The organism is Burkholderia sp. M6-3 (genome assembly GCF_050858985.1).
Taxonomy (GTDB): domain Bacteria; phylum Pseudomonadota; class Gammaproteobacteria; order Burkholderiales; family Burkholderiaceae; genus Paraburkholderia; species Paraburkholderia caledonica.
Genome location: NZ_CP110092.1, coordinates 302,079 through 321,739 on the forward strand (window position 1 = coordinate 302,079; position 19,661 = coordinate 321,739).

Here is a 19,661-nt window from a genome sequence, read left to right on the forward strand (position 1 = left end):
CCGGCCGAGCTGCTTGACGCTATCCATCAATTGCCGAGAAGACCCTAGGGCCGTCCTCTGTGGATGTTCTGAACATGGCCAGCCTCGACATCCGCGACGTGCGTCGCGTAGCGAACGCAATCAGCGACTCCCAACTTACTGTCGAGGAGTCGCCATGTTGTCGCAGCAGGCTGCACGACTGGAATAGCCGGGTCGTCTTGCTTGCAGCAGTTGCAAGATCCAATGACGCAATCGCAGTCCGCTTGGGATCGGCATTGGCCCAACAGTTCGCAGGTCGCATCAGTTGTGCGACAAAGACAGGCATACCCCGGAGAGCTTGGAGGATGCGATGATCGCAGGTATCGTCTGTACGCAAATCCACCAAATCCATCAACTGCCGAAGTCTTACACCAAGCGAAGCGCTTTCATATCTAGGGCCGGCCAAAGTAAAGGCTCTGCACTACGTCACAGTCCCACTTGATTGCGCTCTGCCACTGCTCGCAGTTGTCCACCTCCTCCGCGGCCACCAGCTTGCCAGTTCGCATCGTTGGAAGTGATCGCCCGCCGCATTTTCGCTTCGATAAGGTTACGGACCGAAAGCTGATACGCTATATCGGCGAGCACAATGAAAGCCCGAAGCCGATCAAGCGTACCCAAAGTAAGTGGTCAAGCGGTGCAAGCTGACCGATTGAATGTTGCGTTTCCATAACTTCCAGTGCATCAAGAGCTCGCGCACTTCGAACATTGTTCGAAACGCCTCTACCTCCTAGTCCATTGCGTCATTGAATTGGCACTGGTCGAATCATGCGTGAGAGTTGGTTGCTTCCGCCTGATCGCTTGATCCACTGATACGCCCACCGCGACACCCGGACGAAACCGGTCACGATAGTCAGCCGGATTGATGTTGCGACGCCGCTGAAAGGCACGCCGAAATCCGTCCACCGTGTCGTAGCCGTATCCGGCTCGATCTTCGCACGCGGAAAACTCGCGGCGAGGCGCGGCACGTCCATCCAATGGGTCGTGACGACCTTGTTGTCCAGCAGGCCCGCCGAGCCGAGCGCGAAGAGCCCATTACAAATAGCCGGCCCTCGCCGGCACTGTTTGTATTGGTCCTTCAGCCATCCGCTGAGCGCAGGGTCGTCGAACGCATCGAAAATGCGGAGACCGCCCGGCACGATTACGGTGTCGAACTCAGGGCACTGGTCAAAAATCGTCCGGTCCGGCACCGTCGTCAACCCGCTCGACGACTGGACCGTGCCACGGGTCGTGCCTACCGTCAGCATCTCGTACTCGCATTCGCCGAGGCTCAGCACCTTCACCTCGGCGAATGCGTCTTTCGGCCCCGCGATATCCAGCAACCGGAAGCCCGGAAACACAACCAAGCCGACCTTGACCTTCTTCATCGCGTCACCTCTCTCCCATGGCGTCCGCTAAGCTCAGATCGGCTCGCGGTCGTAGCCTTTGAGTCTATAGACCAGCGCAGAGACGATCCATCCGCCAATAAACAGCGCGACGATCGCATAGTCGAGCATGCAGAAATTATCGTTGGGCATGCCGACCAATTGCCAGACGCTCCCTGTCAGGCCGAACTGCTCGCCGATCAGCCCTAACGCCTCGATTGCGCCGACGAGCAACGCCACCGCCGTGGACAGCAGCGTGATTGTCAGGTTGTAATGCAGCTTGCGCCAGCAGCGCCTTATGATGCGCTTCGTTGCACAGTAAGTCGCGTTTGCGAACGCCGAAAGATACTCACGTGGGATACTGTTTAGTCGGTCGTTCTTACGTATGCGGAGTTGAAGTAAATCGCGCGCAATGAATAAAGGACATCGAACAGATCTGTAACGGCGTGATACTTCGATGATCGGCGTCTGACGAAGCGACAAGCTGGAGCAGATCAATTTGGAGGTGCTGCGAACTTACGGAGCCATCGATTGCACGATGTTTTAAGTCCTCTGCTAAAAATGCTGCCGACATCAGTGTAGGCTACTATGGTTTTGCAGTTGCGGGTAGCTACGATCACGCGTTACGGCACCTTGAACTACACCTGCAGCGTAGTGTTTTCCACGACGATTAATGCAAAGGCGGGAAATGGGTAAGACCTTAGAGAGAATACCTCGCGCTACCGGATCGGATATCTCTCAGCCAGAAGCACTGGCTGCGCTGCCTCCGAACCGAGAAGTCGATTTATCGTTTAACGAGGGGCCCCTTTCCAAACTGCAAAGACGACAAAAAAATGGCTCGGATCTGACAGCTGTATCCGATTCTACAGCAAGAGGCACGCCCGCTGGAGCGCGTCCAGCTCGCATGCAAACGCTGCCAAATCCGACCGAAAATCCAGCAATCGACGGACCGGCAGATATCCACGAATATCTGAACGCGCGATGGCGACACGATCGCTCAGTGGCAAATAGCACTATCCTCGGACAATCCCATGCAGAAAAGCGGCGCACAGAGTTGTCGACAGTCCAAGGCGCTAGTTATACCGTAAACCAGTACGGTTTCCGGGTGTCGAGTCCAGCTGGATACGAGCCCGGCCTTGCAATGCAGCATCCGGAGAGCGCGGAATATCACCGAATGTGTCCGAACAAGACCTTTCAGCAGCAATGCATGCAGCTCTACAAGAATGCGGGGTACATCGGACCAGAAGACTCGGTTGTTTTTGCTAACTCGTTCGTTGCTGTAAGTCGCCTGATAGACCTGTTCAAGCAGAGCAAGCCTGCTGCGATGGGGGCGATCCGAGCTGCGAAAGAAGTCGGTAGCGGATTGATCGCCGTGGAGCTATCCGACAATAGCCAGACGGAGATCGTTCAATGGGCGATGGATACTATAGGGGGTACACCGTCGGCATATGCCGTAATGCGCCTCCGGCATGCCACCACGGGGCAGGATACAACGTTGGACGAAACGCTCGATAACGAGCAAGTTTTCGCCAGAGAGTTCTTAAATAATACTCTCCTAGATCTACTTGGTGCCGTTCCCCCGAATCATCCTCTATCTGCAATAGCAAAATGTACAGCTTCGTTACTCGGCGGATTACAGGAGTCGTTACGACCACAGCTCGACACCCCTCAGTTCAGACACAATCCGGTCGTGGCTAACGTGTTGCATGCATTGACGAAGACAGTCTCGGCTATGCCCACCTTGATCGACGATTCGGGGCTGCTTACGTCAGCTTATCAAGCTTTCTTGAGCGAGATCCAGATTGTTTTGACTGAATGTAAACCTTACAACGATCGCGATTTCAAAAGCGCGGCACGGAGCAAGCTGGAACTTCATGCAGGTGCTGTGCTCAGCCGCTTGAGGATCCAACCGCCTGTAACGCACCTCGTTAGTTCGGGTATGGATGCCATATCTACCGCCATGTACGCAGCTCGAAAGGCTAGAGGCGTAGGGAATATATCCAGTACTGCAGAGCAGAGACCCGACTATTTTGAGGTCGGATATCTCACGGCTCCGACGATTAGTAGCGACCGCGGACATGTCTTTACAGCCCCCCTTAACGTAAGCCTAACTTACAAGCAAGGTCCCGATGACAAAGTCTACAATTGGGATGCTGGCAAACTGGTCGACCACCTAAAAGTTCGTCTCAATTCGAAAAACATCCGCAAACTCACCTTGCCGGAATTGCTTGACAAGATCAAGCGCTGGAAAAGCAATACTCCGGGGCTGGAAGACTTTCCAACAGTCTTGGTGTTGGATGCCACGCTCAATGCGCGTGATGCGGCGGGTGTGACTGATCTCGCCAAAGTGCTGAACGCACTGGAGGACCATATAAGCGATGGTTCTCTCAAAGTCATTCTTTGCGAGAGCTATCAGAAGTATCAAAGCCTTGGCAGCGGTAAGGTTATGGCTGGCGCAGTCACCTTGTTAGGTGCTGCGGATGCGGATACCCGCTCTATTGAAGCGCTCTTATCTGAGGCAGAGCGGGAGACCGCTTGGATGCAAAACGAGGATGGTCAACTATTGGTTCATTTTTTGACCCACGGCGCTGAGCACGCTTTAAACCTAAGCGATCGCGCCGCAATCAACGCGGCGTTCGTGCAGACGGTCTGCTTTCCTGAGGTGGAGGGTCATGAGGCCGGCTTCGACGGCTATGAGGACAATCTTCCCTTTGGAGTGATTTTGGGCGCCGATGCGAAAGTGGCGTTTCCTGGCGCTGGCGACGCTGCGCGGGAGCTAGATCTCCTGGATATCGCTGCAAATACGCTGACCACGCTTAATGGTTTTTCATTCCCCCAAACAACCTATCTCGCCGTTATGGCGGACACGCTTCGAGTTACGTTCGGTCAAGAAGCGCCACATGAGCTCGTGGAAAAAATGTATGCCTTAGGTTGGGTGACGAAGAACCGTCTCAGCAAAGTCACGGTTGGTCAAATTGTCGATCACATTGATAACATTGCCAATGAGATAGTGGAGGCAACTTGCAAGAACGGGTCCAACCCAAAATATGCGTATGCTGCCCTAGCTCTATTGATGCAGCGGGCGCGACCAAATCATCCTGAAGACTCGGCGGCGATTCTGGAAGTTAAAGCTCAGTTGAACCTGCTGCGCCGATCCAGCTCGGCGGAAAGCCCCATTGCAAGACCCTCAACCTCGCTTAAGGCGCAACTTGATCTGTCTGCCTCTCACGCGACTGATCCGCTAATCGAGGCGCTTGCGATCATGCGCGCGGTGTCAAGCGAAGTACGCACTGATCCAAATGATCGCAACGACATCGTGAAGTTGCGAGCCCGGCTCACCCAAGGATCTAAACCTATTGCGTCAGTCGAGGCGGCAAGCAAGATAGATAGCGTTGCATCCGCCGATTTCTTCGCAAATAAAGTAGCGTCAATGCTAAGGTTATACGCGTTAGGTTACGGCGATGGAAACAGAGCGGACGACAATGAAGTCAAGAGAATCAGTGTAATTTTCGACAAAATGCTGAATGCAGGCTTGCCCGGCATCGCCCCGGGCACGCGTAGTGCGATCGTTCGCGACTGGTTGCAGTTGAACAAATCCGTGCTAGAAAATGGCACGCCGGCCGAACGCCAGAGAATAATCCGGCGCATCACGGGGCATGCGGAACGGCTGGTTCCCTACCGCGACCAAAAAGCGATGTATTTTCGCAGCATTCCCGACACTGCCCTTTCTGCGTGTCACTCCCAATTGCAGAAGCGGTTAGTCGATACGCTGTTCAGACCGCTCGACATCGAATCTCGCGTTCTGTTCGCACGACAATTGGTGGTCGACAAGGAGACAACCAAAGCGATTCTATGCATAAATGCGCTTGAACACGATGTGACGCAGGCAAAAAACGGTCGACGTCCCCTCCTCCATCCAGAAAGAATCAGTGGACAAGCGCCGGTTGGTCAGCACGCGCTCCCGCAATTAACCGAGGCAGAATTGGATAGTCTGGAAGATCAGATCGCGCAGATGTCTACGAAGCTCAAGTCCGCCATGACACAGTTTGGTTAAGTAGTTGAAGGCTCAACGTACGGGAAGATTGCTTTCTTGAGTGGAACCTCGTATCGGATGATCCACCCGAATCGCGCGCCACGGAACTGTCGATGGTATCCAGGCCGGTGATGCCGCTGCGATCCTCGCGCGTACATAGCCGTCGAACGATTTCAGTATCGACTTGCGCGGAGTCGCTGCGGGCGGAAACGTCGGCGCATCCTACGACGACAGATGCTTCCGTCCCGTGCCGACTGAGCGGCCAACCTCACAAGCAATGGCTCGCAGGCTCTTACTCTGCTTGTGCAATATTCTAATTTGCATGTATCTCTCGTACGAGATCATTGCCGTTCAAAGCGGCCATTATCTCTTCGTCCAGGCGTATCAATTCTTCAGTGCCGACTGTGTATCAATTTACAGGTACCCATGACAACCTCGCCACCGGAAGCAATGCCGCATTAGCTAAAGGAATCCGAATATGAGCACAGTTTTTGGAATAATTTTGTCAAGAAAAAGTTGCGACCTGCGCAAGCGCACAGTATTGAATAGCCGAGCAGATCAACGACTTTGGAGCCACCCCGGCAAGAGCGATGACGAACCGCGGGGGGACCAACCGCATCAATGCGCTAACGCTTCGGTCGCGATAGTCAATCGAATAATTTAAAAATAATTAGGTGGTACATTAAAGTACTTCAGAGTTCATGGTGCCAGACGGATCAACAAAGCAGCCGACGTAATCAAGGCGAACATAGTCTACACTCGCAGCAAAACTTCGACGGGCAAGTCCGACCAATGCCCCATTTGAAGTGACCTACTTTCTCGTCCGCAGCGCGGAACTGACCACGATGCATAATAAGCCGAAGCGCGCCTAAATTTCAGCGACATTCCATGGGGCGAGATTTTATTGGAACTCGCCAGCGCCGCCATCCGCGTCCGGTGAATCGCTCCGCTGAGAATGTGCGTCACGGAAATTCGTGGCGACGTCTTTTTCTTCGCAACAAGTAACGCGCGCAAGCGCCCAGTACGGTAGCTTTGCAAATCAACTTAGGGAAGCTCAGTTATGGTTCGCTTTTCGTCCAAAGTCGATTCGACAACGCCACACTACGCGCACGACGCCGTCGAGCCGTCGCCGAGCAACGTCAGTCAGGCGCTTTCGTTCCGACAAGAGCAGCGGAGTAGCGCGATCAGCTCTGAGCTCGCCAATTTGCCGCCGCGATCAAGAGGGCCTTCGCAAATCCACCCTGTTCTGCCACAAAGGAAAGAGCTATACATAGGCGAGACTGTCAAAAAGGGTCCCTTGGCAGGCAAGCCACGCACACACGATAATTTGAATGGAGAAGTTCCGCTATCGACGGGCCAAACGGTGGTTTGCCGCCACTTGGCGTACGCGTACCTCACCGAACGAAACGGTTTCCTCGACACCCACTTGCAGACTCGCGAAGGTATCCAGACGTTCTTCGAAGGTAAACTAGATAAGTTAGATAACCTGATTGATAAAATTACTGTAGACGAGAGCAGGCGGCAAATCGTTGATAACATGGGATTTGGTCCATGGCTTGCGGATACTGCCCAAGCCATGCTACATAGCGGTACGGGCGAGGCACGGGGACTCATTATGACCCCCTTTCATGCATTGGCAGTGAAAATTGTGCACAAGCCAGCAGACGATAAAGAGGCCCGGCTTGCTATCAGTTTTTACGACCCCATGAATACAGGACAGCATACGAAAATCGTTCTGTCTGCAACCGAGGATACCAAATCACTGAAAACCCTTTCGTTGCAGAATTGCTTTGATCAATGGCAAAGATACTTCGATCCACGTCAGAATATCGATACTACGACTGCATCGATTTCTCTGCTGGACGACATCCCCCTAGCAGTCCCAAGCAAATTGAAATACTGGTCCACTGGCGCGGATAGCCTTCCGGGTGCAATGTACCTCGCCATGCGGCATGTCTTACCGTCAGTGCTTGTCGCCTTGGGTGAGGAGATTAGCGGTTATCGATTCGACGAACAGCAGATCATGCTCGTGCTCGACGGGCGCGGACCGGGTGGTAGTCCGGCCATTTTTCCCACAATGAAAACCGCGCATGTTGATTTGCTTAAGGCTATGGGAGTCGTGCTAGAAAGGCTTGGGCTGAAAGGTGATCGGGTAGCGTGGCTGATCGAGGCAAAAAGGGCCGACGGCTGTCCGGCACTATATCTCGCGAATCAAGAGGGACGCGAAGCGCATGCTAGATTCGCGATCGCTGTTGGTGAAGTGGCCCGTCAGCTGCAGTTTTCACCCGCCACAACGATACGGTTGTTCGCGGCCAAACGCCCCAACGGTGTTCCCGGGCTGTTTTCGGCCGCGCTAAATGGAAATGACAATATGATCATGGCGTATGCCAAGGCATTGAAACCCCTAGGCATTTGCCCAACGCAAGCCATTGAGTTGTTCGCAGGTAAAGATGCAGATGGCGTAACAGCGCCATACGTGGCAGCGTTCAAGGGACACGCGGGCGTTTTCGAAGCCTACGGTGAGGCGATGACAACTTTGGGGATTCCACGCGATCAGGCGGTGCAACTCCTCGAGGAAAAAGTACAGGGCATGTCACCGGTGTACGTAGCCGCAGTAAATGGCCATGAGTCGGTTATCAACGCCATCAATAAAGTGCTGTCCCGACTGGGGATTCAGGGTCAACAAGCGGTACGAATACTCACAGAAAGTGGTCCGAATGGCGAGTCACCGAGGGCTGCAGCAGGCAGAGAAGGACATGACAGGTTCGTGAAGGCATTCGATGCAGTCCTGAAAAACTATGTCGCCTAAGACCGGTGGTATCGTAGCGCACGGATAGGTCGATGAAGGATTTGGGTAATGGATTCCAAACCTAAAACTCAATATCTCGGCAAAGCTGTCGAAATGATTGTCTACGGCTATAGAGGATGAATCCGCAACGAAAGTTTGCTCCTGAAAGTCGTGCGGCATCTGACGATGCGTCGAGGATAAAGCTGTTCAGTGCGAGCATCCAAGCCATGAGATTCTCAGCCAGTCGACTCCGCAGTGACCGCCGCGGGTTCATTGCGCCGATTTTGAGTGCGTGATGATCGAGCGGGTCTCGGCGGAGTCGGTTTTCGCGCTGGGCCTGAAGTGTTTAACCCGCTCACGACCCTACAGGAAGAACGATCAGACTTGGGTTGAGCAGAGGAATGGCTCAGTCGTGCGCCGCCTCGTGCGGTATGGCCAGTTGCATGCACTTGATGCTTCGGGAACCCTCGCTTTCCTCTACGAGGTTTCTCGGCTGCAGATCAACTTCTTCCAGCCGTCATTCAAGCTCAAATCGAAAACACGACAAGTTGCACGCGTGACTAAACGCCAAGAAGCGCCTCTGACTTCCTTTGAGCGGGGCTTGCCATTTCGCTTGTATCAGGCACCCATCACGACGAGCTTGAACTGTTCAACCCGAAGTCGTTTGACGATCTCGTAACTTCGGGCGTCAGCGAGGACGAAGACCTGCAAGTCTTTGAAACACTATGGAACGGCGCGCATGTCGTTGGATGGACGAACCGCCCGCTGTTTCTCTCGCGCGTGGCACACAGCGCAAACGCAATCGACGGTCCCGTCAGGCGTCTGCCACATCATGCGGCAAAGCAGCTTCCTGCATTGTTGCGATAGCTGGATCATCAAGGACCCCTCGCGCGCTCGTCGCGCCTTGACATTGGATGGCGAACTGTCCGATAGGCCACAGATCGATTCTTGCCGTGCCGCCAATTATTTGCCTCGCCCTTCCCTGCACCTGTCGCCGATGCAACCCCTTTTCCCTGGGAGCCGGGTTTTGGCGAAGCGTCAGCTTCGAGTATGTTTGGGGTGTCACACTTTCAGTATATACATTTAGGTGCGTATTTCGGCGAACGTGACCGCCGATTTCGGGAACGTGACCGGATCGGCGGGGTTTGGGATTGCGCGGTGTTGATTGTAGATTTCCTTGTCAGTTCTGGTCGAGTTCGGACTCCCTGACGTTGGGTTTTGAGGGATGCCTTTCTGAGGAATTCACTGGTAAGCGTGATCGGATGATGACGCTGCATGAGGCGGTCGAGCATTGCGTCGGCGATAGAGATCTAGGATAACGGCGCATCTATGCGCAGCGCGTCATGAAGAAAAGTCGATACAGCGATGAGCAGATTGTTCGGATCTTGCGGGAAACGGACAGTGCGCCGATTGCCGAGGTGGCAAAGCGACACGGTGTCAGCGACGCGTCGATTTACGCGTGGCGCAAGCGATTTGGCGAAATGGTCAGTGACGACGTCAAGATTTGAAGGCGTTAGAGCTCGAGAACAACCGACTGAAGAAGCTGGTGGCGGAGCGCGACCTGGAAATCGAGGTCATGAAGGAGATTTCCGCAAAAAAATGGTAAGCGCACAGGCACGTCGCGAGCAAGCCCGCTATGCCATTTCGCGCGGGCTGAGCCAACGACGCGCGTGTGCGCTGATTCACGTCAGTCGCGCCAATCTCGGTTACGTCAGCATCATGCCGAGCAAGAACGGCCCGATCGTGGAGATGATGCGACGCCTCTCGGGTGACTATCCCCGCTTCGGCTCGCGGCGCATCCGCATCATGTTGGGTCGCGAAGGGATCGTCATCGGCAAGGAGCGGTGCAGTCGATTGTGGGCGCAAGCCGGTCTTCAAGTGCCTCGCAAATGACGCAGACGCCGCCTTGCCGGTTCGCGTCCTCGGCCGCTTGCTCCGAGCGCTCGCAACGCCGTATGGAGTTACGATTTCGTCTTTGACGCGTGTGCCAACGGCCAGCAACTGAAGTGTCTGACGGTCGTCGACGAGTACACGCGTGAATGTTTGGCCATAGATGTGTCTGGCTCGATCCGATCGGCCAGAGTCATTGAGGGTGTTGAGCAAGCTGATCAGCGTTGACGGCGCGCCACGCTATATGCGAAGCGACAATGGACCCGAGTTTGTCAGCGCAGCGTTGCTCAAGTGGGTGGTATCGGGGAAGATCGAATCGGCGTTGATCGATCCCGGCAAGCCCTGGCAGAACGGCACGAACGAAAGCTTCAACGGTAAATTCCGTGACGAATGTCTTGCCATGGAATGGTTCCGCAATCGGACTGAAGCCAAGATCGTGATTGACGACTGGCGACGGCATTACGACGAGGGTTCGACCGCATTCGAGCCTGAACTACGACACGCCGATGGCGTACCGCCAGCGCTTAGAAAGCAATTCAACCCAAGCCGTTATTGCTAAAACGCAGTGGTCTTAGAAAAACGGGCAGGTCACAGCAGCCATTTTTTGAAGCCGCCGTTGCCGTGCAGAACGCGAAACTCCTCGCCAAGTCGCGGCACGCGCAGATACAGGGCTGAATGCCCGCGCCGCCAAGCATATTGGGCCAGGGCGCAAGTGAGCCACGATTTCCCGCCCCGGTTGCGCTTATGAGCAGGCTGTAGCCCCGCTTGCACTCAGTCACCGAGTGCGAGGCTCGTGAGCGAGGGCGGATCGACGCCACGGCCAGCGCGCGTGTCGAGATCTTCAATGGCGGCCTGCGGATATTTGAGGCGCGCCTGCTTGAGCAATCGGGTACGACAGCGATCATCACGCCAGCTGGCTTCCCGGTCGACGTAAGTCAGTATGACTTTCCGTGGGTAGAGGGGCTGGCCTGGCGTGGGGCATCAACGCGGGTTAGCATCGCTGCCAGAGCCGCATGGGTGGGCAAAGGCCGCACCCCGGCAACTTCCCCACGGAGGCCAGCATGGACAACGATAGCACGGTGTACGTCGGGCTTGATGTGCATAAGGAATCGATCACAGTTGCCTATGCGATTGATTCGGGTGAAGTTGAGCTAATGGGTAAGATCGGGACGACGCCGACGGAAATTGATCGCCTGTGCAAGCGACTGCGATCCAAAGGGCGGCATATCCGAGTCGTCTACGAGGCTGGGCCCTGCGGTTACGGGCTGTACCGGCGTCTGGTCAAGCAAGGCTTCGACTGCATGGTATGTGCGCCATCATTGATTCCACGGAAGCCTGGAGAACGGGTCAAGACTGACCGACGCGACGCGATAAAGCTGGCGCGTTCGCTGCGTGCCGGCGACCTCTCAGCGGTATATGTACCAAGCGTCGAGGACGAGGCGTTCAGGGATTTGGCGCGAGCCTGGGCATCGGCGAGGGACGATTTACGGCACGCGCGACAACGACTGAAGTCCTTCCTGCTAAGCCACGGTTGTGCACTATGTCGGACGCGCGGACTGGGGCGCCGCACATCGACGCTGGCTAAGCAAATATTCCTTCGAGACAGCATGGAGGCAACTTGCGTTTGAAGAACATCGACGCACAATCGAGGATCGGCTAGCACAGTGTGAGCGACTGGAAGTGGCGCTGCGCGAAGCCGTCGTCGAGTGGGGTTTCTATCCGGCAGTGCTGGCGTTACAGGCGATGCGCGGCATCCAGTTCATTACGGCAGTCGGCATGATCTCCGAGCTCGGCGATCTCTCACGCTTCGAGCATCCACGCCAGTTGATGGCGTGGCTGGGCATCACACCTTCAGAACATTCGTCCGGAGGAACGCGACGCCAAGGGGGCGTCACCAAGGCGGGCAACAGCTATGCAAGAAAGCTGCTGGTCGAAGCAGCGTGGAGCTACCGACATCCGGCCCGCGTAGGTAAAACACTGCAGCCTCGACACGAAGGCATTCCAAAGGCGATCGTCGATCGTGCGTGGGACGCACAGCTACGGCTATGCAAGAAGTATCGCAAACTTGCGACGCGAGGCAAGAACGTCAATGTTGCGGTGGTAGCTGTTGCCCGGGAACTCGCGGGCTTATCTGGGATATCGGCCGGATGGCGATGTCACTGGCATTGCCGCGGCGCGCTGCACAGCAGGCATAACACTCACGAGGCAAAACACCGTCACAACATTCTTGAGAGTTTCCTGAAGGCGGCGTAGCCCGGTACAAGAGCAACCCACGGCGCCGCTTCGCGACGGCAGACAGCAGGCCGACTGGCGGCGTAAGAAAGTGGCAGGCTCATATGACGGACCTCCGTAATGCGGTACCCAACCCGCGGATATCAGCGTGATTCACCGTCGGCCTTACTGCTACGTCGCCCTCAGGAAATTCCTTTGCCTATGGAAAAGCCAAAAACGCAGGTATCGCCATTGACATGGAAAGTCATATCAGCGGCTCGCGAGGGCCGTTCGATGGAACTCGCGCGCGCGAGGGATGATAGTGATACTGGACCGAAGGGTAATGATCAGAGGGAGGTCGGTGGAGGTGACATGACGGGCAGTCTGTCTGCCACATTCCATGGCAGCAGTTCACGGATGCGATTGATCTTGTGATCAGCGATGTGGGTCAGGAGATATTCAAGGTAGCTGAGGGGGTTGATCCCATTGAGCTTGCATGACCCGAGCCTGTCAGATTTTTAGTGTGCCGAGGTCATGAGACGATAACGGAAATTATGTCCTATCACCGAAGCAACTGTGACCAAGAAGAGCAAGAACCCGAAGGCGCCGAAGCTGTTCCCCGACGAGCTGATCGATCAACTGCTGGCGCAGATTCAGAACAAGGATGCCGAGTCGGTTCTCGGCGAATCGGGCCTGGCCGGGCAACTGAAGAAGCAACTGGCTGAGCGCATGCTGTCAGCCGAGCTCACGCATCACCTGGAGAACGAGGCTGAGCAAGGCAAGGCCGGCAACCACCGCAACGGCACGAGCCGCAAGACGGTCATCACGCCCAGCGGCGAACTGAATCTGGATATCTCACGTGACCGGCAGGCGACGTTCGAGCCGCAGTTGGTGGGCAAATACCAGCGCCGGCTGCCCGGTTTCGACGACCACGTCATCAGCATGTACGCGCGCGGCATGAGCGTGCGTGAGATCCAGGGCCACTTGCTGGAGCTATATGGTCGACAGGTGTCGCCCGATCTGATTTCGACCGTCACCGACGAGGTGCTGGCCGAAGTCGAACAGTGGCAACAGCGTCCGCTCGAGGCGATGTACCCGATCGTGTATTTCGACGCACTTCGGCTGAAGATCCGCGACGAGGGGACGGTCAGGAACAAGGCGGTGTACCTCGCGCTGGGCATTCGGGCCGATGGCCGCAAGGAAGTGCTCGGTTTGTGGATCGAGCAAACCGAAGGCGCCAAGTTCTGGCTGAAGGTCTTCAACGAACTGAAGAACCGCGGCTTGCACGACATCCTGGTTGCGGTGGTCGACGGTTTGCGCGGGTTTCCCGAAGCGATCGAGGCGGTCTATCCGGCCGCGCAGATCCAGACGTGCATCGTGCACCTGATCCGCAATTCGCTGAATCTGGCTAGCTGGAAGGACCGTAAGCCACTGGCAACCGCGCTCAAGCCGATCTATCAGGCCGCTACCGCCGAAGCGGCTGAGGCGGCGCTGCAAGCCTTCTCGCAAAACGAATGGGGCAGGAAATTCCCAACGGTCGCCGCGATGTGGCAGCGCCAATGGGAACAAGTCATCCCGTTCTTCGCCTATCCACCGGAAGTACGCAAAATCATTTATACGACGGATGAAATCGACAAGCCCCTGGGCGATATTTTTATGAGTTCCGTGTGCTCGGCCATAGCAGAGGTGCCTCGGGTCCTTTGGGTCGCGCCTGTTTCCATCTTGAGAACAGCCGTTGATAGGTGCGCTCGGCCTGCTCGGCGACAGCCCGTTCCTGGTCGCGTACGCTCTTCAGGCTGTAAGCTGCAGCCAATCCTTTGCGCGAGCCGTGTTGTGCAGGCATGCCGGATTGCAGCTCCAGGGCGCGCAGCTTGTGTGCGGTCAGGGCTGGACGATCCCAGGCGAACGGCTCATTGCGCGTGAGCACGTACCACACGATGACCGCCAGTTTGCGTGCCGTCGCGACAATGGCGATCTGCTGGCCGCGACGGTCGCGTACGCGCAGGAAGAAAGCGCGCAGAGGGCCGGGCGCCTGTGCTGCGCCACAGGCTGCCTCGACGAGCAATGCCCGTGCATAAGAACGTCCGCGCTTGGTGATGTGACCGTGCCTGGCGGGCGTTGGGCCCGACTGATAGACCGACGGGTTCAGCCCGAAGTAGCTCACCAGCTTCTCCGGATTGGGAAACCGTTCAACGGCGCCGATTGCCGACAGCGGGCCGATTGCCACAGTGGTATTGACGCCTGTGATGGTCAGCAGCCTGTGCAGCCGCTCGTCGCCGATACTGGCTTGCGCCAAGGCCTGGTCCACCTCGTGCAGATCCTGACCAAGACGGTCCAGTTCCCGCAGGCGTTGCTCGACGCCCAGACGCTCGTCCATCGGCAGCGGTTGGGCATTGAGCCACACGCGTCCCTTTCTTCCGAACAGATCAGTAGCGGGGCACCGCTCAATCAGATGCGCAGCCAGCACTGCATGCACTTCGTTCTTCAGCCTCGTGCGTTGCCGCACGAGTTGTGATCGGCGCGAGACCTGTCGGCGTAGCGCCAGGGTGCTCTCGTCGGGCATCCAGACTTCCGGCAGAAAATGGCTCGCGTACAGCTGTGCCAGCACCGCCGCATCAATCTTGTCTGTCTTGACGCGTGCCTCGCCGATGAGCCGGACCAGCAGTGGATTCGCAATCGCGACGCGCGCGACTTGGGGGCGCAGCACGTTGACGATGGCAGCGGTATTGCCCGTCGCTTCGAGTACCACATGATCGGTACTGCGCAACCTTGCGGCAAAGCGCTCCAGTTCGTCGCGTCTGAGCCCGGCACGACCGCCGGCCTGCAGCACACCGTCCTCGAGATACGCGATCTCGGCCACGGAGCGCGAAACATCCAGCCCTACGATTCGCATGATCGTCTCCCATTCAGATGACTGTTGGGAGCCGGTGGGACAGCACGACAACTACGGATTCGCGCTCGCAGCGCAACCGGGCGGGTCGCAGGGGCGGCCAACTACTAACACGAGCTCGCGGCTCATCGTATAAGAACGGCCTGCCCACCCGAAGTGCTCCCCGGTGCCCCTTGTCCCGGATGGTCACACCATACGCCAGAACTGCACGGCGCGGGACCGTGAGGCACCGGCTATATCATGCCGGTTACCAACGCGATCGAGAGCATGCACATGCAGTTGCGTAAGATCGTCAAGAACCGCGGTCACTTCCCGAGCGACGAAGCCGCCAGCAAGTTGCTGTACCCGGCCTTGCGCAACATCGAAAAGGATTGGAAGATGCCGCCTATCACCTGGCGGCAAGCAGTCAATCAGTTCGCCATTCTGTTCGGTGAGCGATTCACCGCCGCCATCAGCTGAGATCTTTTAACCCGACCTCAGCACACGAAATTCCTGACACCTCCCTAGCAGAATAATCCGTTCGCCCAGTTGCTGGTTGCGTGCCTCGAGTTCACGGATATAGGCCTAGGCGGCCGGCGGCAATCGGGCGAAGTCGTCCTCGTTCATGCTCCCAGGAAAGAGCAACGCGACGCCCAGTGGGTTTACGTGAATTTGTAACGGTGCGGCCAGCCGTCATGACGGGTCACGCCTGGCGTTCAGCTCGCGTAACGGTATCGCCGGGCCGGATGGCGACGGACTGCGTCGGCGTCGATGCCTTCCAGCAGCCATTGCAACTGCTCGATCGTCGATTCAATCACGGCCTGCTGTCGGCGTGGCCACACGAAGTGGTCCTGCTCAAGACGTCGCAACATTAACCAGAATCCGGCCCGCTCGTAGAACAGCTGCTTGATCCGGTTGCGTCTGCGGTTGTGGAACACAAACACTGCGCGCTCAAACGGATCCAGCAGCATCGACTGCTCGACCAGCGTCACGAGGCTGTTAATACCTGCGCGGAAATCGATCGGTTCGCGATGCAGGAAGACCCTAAGGTCAGCCTCGAAGCGGAACATCAGCTCGCTTCCAACGCGACGACCATCGCATTTACGATTGCCACGTGGTCTGTTGAACATTCGAGTTCAAGCTTAACGCCGTCGGGCAGGTGGGCCGACAACCGTGCCAGTCGTGTCGAGCGCGGCGAAACGCAGGATGGCTCTGCGCTGGTACTGTGGTGCGACGCGGGGATAGATGCCATGACCGTTGCAGGTTCGTCGATCGCGACCACTGGAACAAACGCTGACGATGCGACAGGCATGTCACGCACGATTGAGGGCCGACCCTGTTCATCCGCCCGAACCCACTTATGCAACTGGTTGGCGTTCACGCCAGCCTTAAGGGCGATGTCCGATAGCAAGGTGCCTGGCCGCAGACAGGCTTCGACCAGTCGCCGCTTGTCCGCTGGGTCGAAGCTTCGCTTGCCGCCGGCACCAACACGAGTCACGCGCAGGGGTAAAATGCTCAGGTCATCGTCTGTCATGGATTGCGTCCGCAAAATTGGGGTGCGGACGCAATCGTGTGCCTTCTCTGCATCGGAAGCTAGGTGTGGGAAATCGCGCGCTTACGAAATTAAGTCGTAAAACGTCCTTGATCATGCGCATGTTCATCCGGTGCGCGGCATCGTCTTTCCGGCCAAAGCCCGGGAGGATAGCCCGCGTGGTTGATGTCATGCACAACGCCAATCCTGCCTTCCGGTCCGCCCGGTCACGTTTCCGAATCGACCGGTCACGTTGCCGAAATCGCCGGTCACCATCCCGAAACGGCCAGTCGCGTTCGTCCGAAATACGCATTTACGGATGCAGAACTCTGGCGGACTGACCCGGAGGGCTTATGGCGAATGGCAACGCGCCGAACCAACTGGCGCGGACAGACGTGCGGTCGCGGAGCGCTCCATCGTCCAGCACCGCTCGATGTTCCCCCGATTCCACCTCTACCTAACAGGTCGCGGCGTCACGGTGACGGAGTCCGGCACCGACCACATCGACGGCTTCTTTCCCGACCTGGATCGTGACTGCGCGCCCGGCACATCGACCCGTCTGCGCTATCTGAAGCTGCTGGACCGGCTCTCGCGCCATCTTTGCCTGCTCGGCCTGCGCCCCCCCTTGGCGCATTCGCACCAGAACCTGTCGATATTGGTACATCTCGAACTTCCTCCTCAAGCCACCCTCCGGAGCAAATGTGCGCCGGGAGGGTAGCGGTTGGCGAAGTTCGAGCGCCCGACTCACACGCCAGTGGCGCCTTTACGGCGAAAATCTACTGGCGCCTAAACGCCGAAATGTCCCTGGCGCTTTTATGCCGAAAACGGCTTGCCTCCTTAACGGCGAAAGTTCACATCTGTCATGGATTGCGTCCGCAAAGTTGGGTTGCGGACGCGATCCTGAGCCGTATCAATAACGGAAGCTAGGTGTGCGAAATCGCGCGCTTACGATGAACTAGCTGCGCTACCGGACTGCATACGGGGACCGGGCGCTCCAGATGCCCAGATGAGCCAATAGTCGGCGCCGTAGCCGCTCAAGTTCATTCATGTCGGCGGTCAAAGACCTGCACGCCGGATGCGACGAAACACGCACGCGAGGATCGGCCTTGCGCAATTCATCGGCGGCACGATCGTCGTCCGGTCGAACTGTTGCTACCGGTGGCGATGCAGACCGCACAGAGCGTCATTCTCGCTCAGGCTGCTATCGACAAATTCCGACGTCAGCATGACCTGATACCGCCCGTTGCCGCCCTTGGAAGGCTTTGTGCCTCGTCGCCACACCCGAGTAGCGGGCCGCACACCGGCTGGTCACCGCCTCGCTGACAACTAGGCAGCAGGCGACGCACGATCAGCGTTTGCTGGCGCTGACCGGTACGCCTTGTGGGAGCGTTTCGACGACTCGCGACAGAAGGTGAACGTAGCGCCCGCATCTGGAGCGCCGGGTCCTGGCTCACCCGCTGCATTGTCGCTTTGCAATTAGTGAACGGCGACACCCGTGGTGCTCTTTCAATTCTTATCACTCGTGGCCGCGGTTGCCCAGAGAAGCTCGATGAATTCTGATCTCTTCCTGCATGATTCGACCTTTTAGTAGTATTCGCTCAGTGGGAGCAATGGTAGAGATTCCCACGCGGATCGTTCCCATCATGTCTGCTTGTTGATCGAGGGGCAATTGCCTAACCTGCTCGATTAATTGGTCTAAAGCCTGCGACCGTTCAGCAGGAGTGTTAAGTTCCGCGAAGCTAAGGGCAAGTGGGGTCATCAGCTGTTTTCGGGAAGAGTCGCAACTGGCGGCGACTTTCATCACGCTGTTAAATGCGGCATTCCTAGCTGCGGGGTGAAGATCCCACAAGCCGCCCAGATTGCTCAGCGGCTCAATTCGCAGCACCGGTCTTTCCAACTTACTGATATTTGACATTACATTCGACACATCTTGCGAGCTGGCGACTCGCCGAGCACTGGTGCTGAGGTTGAGACTCCACACCTCATCCGACAATGCGTGCCGCGTATTCGAATTTACCTGAGAGAAATTTCGCAAATCAGCTCCCTGCAGGCGACCGCCGATGTCTTGGACGAGTTCATTGGGTAATTTCTCAAACGCATGGTGCGCTGCCGGGTTCTGCATCCGCTGCCATGATGCTAGCGTTTCGGCGCTCTGCGACGAAGTGGTGGGTAAGCTGCGTTTTGGGAGGTTTGCCAATAATGCCGGCACAGGGGAACCCGCGGGAGAGGTGCCCGGCGCGGCTCTGCGAATTGGAGCCTCCTGATCGCTGACACTCGCCGACGACGCATCGGCGACGCTCGCAATAACGGGAAGATTGACTGATTCCAAGTTGGGTCTCCTGATTTCACCCGTAATCATAGTGTTCTATCCGTTGATTGCGGTTGGATCGATCCGAAATCGCGTGGCACTTTGCGCACACGAGACGCTTCTCGTTCGGCGCGGCAGTCAAATCGCTTACGCGATGGCGGAGCCCGGATGCAGTTGCTCTCGACCGGCTGGCTCACTTCAGGATGCACGCGATGCTAGTCACTTTGCCGGCGTACCACCTTTGACTGCGCTGGGGAATCACGGCCACGTCCGGCACGGCAGTTCCTCGACATCGAAGGCCGTATCTATTTGAGTCGGGTGCAGCTGCAGTAGGGCATCGGTAACACACCTCAGGATCTGCTGACTTGCGAGGCGGCGTCCAATCAGGATAAACCAAGTTACCGCTTTGCCGCTGGTGCGCGAAGTCGGCACGGCGTCGTACTTGGCACTGATCATCGACGAACGTTCGGCACCTGCGGATACAAAGGGCCGCCGGTACGTTATTTGCCGCTCGCACGCAGCGCGCGAAGAATCGAATGCTATTCATCCGCGCCACGGCTCACGCAGAAGCCGACTGCCTGGCAGGCTGTTGAATTTGGGTCCCGTGTGCACGGGGTTTGAGGGACGGGCGTTATGGATATCGTGTTCATGA

10 protein-coding genes and 6 pseudogenes are annotated in these 19,661 nt (G+C 56.9%); 7 read left to right on the forward strand and 9 right to left on the reverse strand.

Features of this window, described 5'->3' with window-relative positions:
- Positions 1-758 precede the first annotated feature (758 nt).
- Positions 759-1,382 carry a helix-turn-helix domain-containing protein gene (locus tag OH764_RS34030; protein ID WP_498851375.1) on the reverse strand — a complete coding sequence of 208 codons (624 nt, stop codon included), beginning with the start codon at positions 1,380-1,382 and terminating at the stop codon, positions 759-761.
- Between the two features lie 33 nt (positions 1,383-1,415).
- Positions 1,416-1,877, reverse strand: a complete 462-nt coding sequence (locus tag OH764_RS34035; RefSeq protein ID WP_498851376.1) for a HoxN/HupN/NixA family nickel/cobalt transporter — start codon at positions 1,875-1,877, stop codon at positions 1,416-1,418.
- Between the two features lie 190 nt (positions 1,878-2,067).
- On the opposite strand from OH764_RS34035, the gene OH764_RS34040 reads away from it, so the two are divergent.
- On the forward strand, positions 2,068-5,433 hold the full coding sequence (locus tag OH764_RS34040) for a hypothetical protein (protein ID WP_498851377.1): 3,366 nt from the start codon (positions 2,068-2,070) through the stop codon (positions 5,431-5,433).
- Positions 5,434-5,634: 201 nt separating this feature from the next.
- Here OH764_RS34040 and OH764_RS34045 read toward each other — a convergent pair whose 3' ends face one another.
- A complete protein-coding gene (locus tag OH764_RS34045) occupies positions 5,635-5,757 on the reverse strand; it encodes a helix-turn-helix domain-containing protein (protein WP_498851378.1) in 123 nt (40 codons plus the stop codon).
- Positions 5,758-6,472: 715 nt separating this feature from the next.
- Here OH764_RS34045 and OH764_RS34050 point away from each other — a divergent pair.
- Positions 6,473-8,221 carry a ShET2/EspL2 family type III secretion system effector toxin gene (locus OH764_RS34050; RefSeq protein WP_498851379.1) on the forward strand — a complete coding sequence of 583 codons (1,749 nt, stop codon included), beginning with the start codon at positions 6,473-6,475 and terminating at the stop codon, positions 8,219-8,221.
- A 1,322-nt stretch (positions 8,222-9,543) separates the two neighbouring features.
- A pseudogene (locus OH764_RS34055) lies at positions 9,544-10,665 on the forward strand (IS3 family transposase).
- Positions 10,666-10,681: 16 nt separating this feature from the next.
- On the opposite strand, the pseudogene OH764_RS34060 reads toward OH764_RS34055, so the two are convergent.
- Positions 10,682-11,020 (reverse strand): annotated as a pseudogene (locus tag OH764_RS34060) (ATP-binding protein); the annotation flags it as partial.
- 131 nt (positions 11,021-11,151) lie between these two features.
- Here OH764_RS34060 and OH764_RS34065 point away from each other — a divergent pair.
- Positions 11,152-12,285: pseudogene (locus tag OH764_RS34065) on the forward strand (IS110 family RNA-guided transposase).
- Between the two features lie 363 nt (positions 12,286-12,648).
- On the opposite strand, the pseudogene OH764_RS34070 reads toward OH764_RS34065, so the two are convergent.
- Positions 12,649-12,807 (reverse strand): annotated as a pseudogene (locus OH764_RS34070) (transposase domain-containing protein); the annotation flags it as partial.
- Between the two features lie 70 nt (positions 12,808-12,877).
- Here OH764_RS34070 and OH764_RS34075 point away from each other — a divergent pair.
- Positions 12,878-13,936, forward strand: a pseudogene (locus tag OH764_RS34075) (IS256 family transposase); the annotation flags it as partial.
- A gap of 19 nt (positions 13,937-13,955) precedes the next feature.
- On the opposite strand, the gene OH764_RS34080 reads toward OH764_RS34075, so the two are convergent.
- The gene (locus OH764_RS34080) at positions 13,956-15,194 is read right to left on the reverse strand and encodes an IS110 family RNA-guided transposase (RefSeq protein WP_498851380.1); all 1,239 of its coding nucleotides are present in this window, start codon (positions 15,192-15,194) and stop codon (positions 13,956-13,958) included.
- Positions 15,195-15,428: 234 nt separating this feature from the next.
- Here OH764_RS34080 and OH764_RS34085 point away from each other — a divergent pair.
- A pseudogene (locus tag OH764_RS34085) lies at positions 15,429-15,650 on the forward strand (transposase); the annotation flags it as partial.
- Between the two features lie 236 nt (positions 15,651-15,886).
- Here the strand turns inward: OH764_RS34085 and tnpB are convergent.
- Entirely contained in the window at positions 15,887-16,240 is a 354-nt protein-coding gene (tnpB, locus tag OH764_RS34090) for an IS66 family insertion sequence element accessory protein TnpB (protein ID WP_498851381.1), read from the reverse strand.
- Positions 16,240-16,704, reverse strand: a complete 465-nt coding sequence (gene tnpA / locus OH764_RS34095) for an IS66-like element accessory protein TnpA (RefSeq protein ID WP_498851382.1) — start codon at positions 16,702-16,704, stop codon at positions 16,240-16,242. Before tnpA ends, tnpB begins: the two co-directional genes overlap by 1 nt.
- 316 nt (positions 16,705-17,020) lie before the next feature.
- Between tnpA and OH764_RS34100 the strand changes: the two genes are divergently transcribed.
- Positions 17,021-17,419 (forward strand): hypothetical protein, encoded by a 399-nt coding sequence (locus tag OH764_RS34100; protein ID WP_498851383.1) that lies wholly within the window; start codon positions 17,021-17,023, stop codon positions 17,417-17,419.
- 798 nt (positions 17,420-18,217) lie between these two features.
- Here the strand turns inward: OH764_RS34100 and OH764_RS34105 are convergent.
- The gene (locus tag OH764_RS34105; RefSeq protein WP_498851384.1) at positions 18,218-19,030 is read right to left on the reverse strand and encodes a hypothetical protein; all 813 of its coding nucleotides are present in this window, start codon (positions 19,028-19,030) and stop codon (positions 18,218-18,220) included.
- Positions 19,031-19,661: the final 631 nt, after the last annotated feature.

Excerpts from the sequence above, each read along its gene's own strand:
- tnpA (WP_498851382.1), bottom strand. The coding sequence starts at position 16,704 with ATGACAGACGATGACCTGAGCATTTTACCCCTGCGCGTGACTCGTGTT.
- OH764_RS34045 (WP_498851378.1), bottom strand. The coding sequence starts at position 5,757 with ATGATCTCGTACGAGAGATACATGCAAATTAGAATATTGCACAAGCAG.
- OH764_RS34030 (WP_498851375.1), bottom strand. The coding sequence starts at position 1,382 with ATGAAGAAGGTCAAGGTCGGCTTGGTTGTGTTTCCGGGCTTCCGGTTG.
- OH764_RS34100 (WP_498851383.1), top strand. The coding sequence starts at position 17,021 with ATGCAGAACTCTGGCGGACTGACCCGGAGGGCTTATGGCGAATGGCAA.
- OH764_RS34080 (WP_498851380.1), bottom strand. The coding sequence starts at position 15,194 with ATGCGAATCGTAGGGCTGGATGTTTCGCGCTCCGTGGCCGAGATCGCG.
- OH764_RS34040 (WP_498851377.1), top strand. The coding sequence starts at position 2,068 with ATGGGTAAGACCTTAGAGAGAATACCTCGCGCTACCGGATCGGATATC.
- OH764_RS34050 (WP_498851379.1), top strand. The coding sequence starts at position 6,473 with ATGGTTCGCTTTTCGTCCAAAGTCGATTCGACAACGCCACACTACGCG.
- tnpB (WP_498851381.1), bottom strand. The coding sequence starts at position 16,240 with ATGTTCCGCTTCGAGGCTGACCTTAGGGTCTTCCTGCATCGCGAACCG.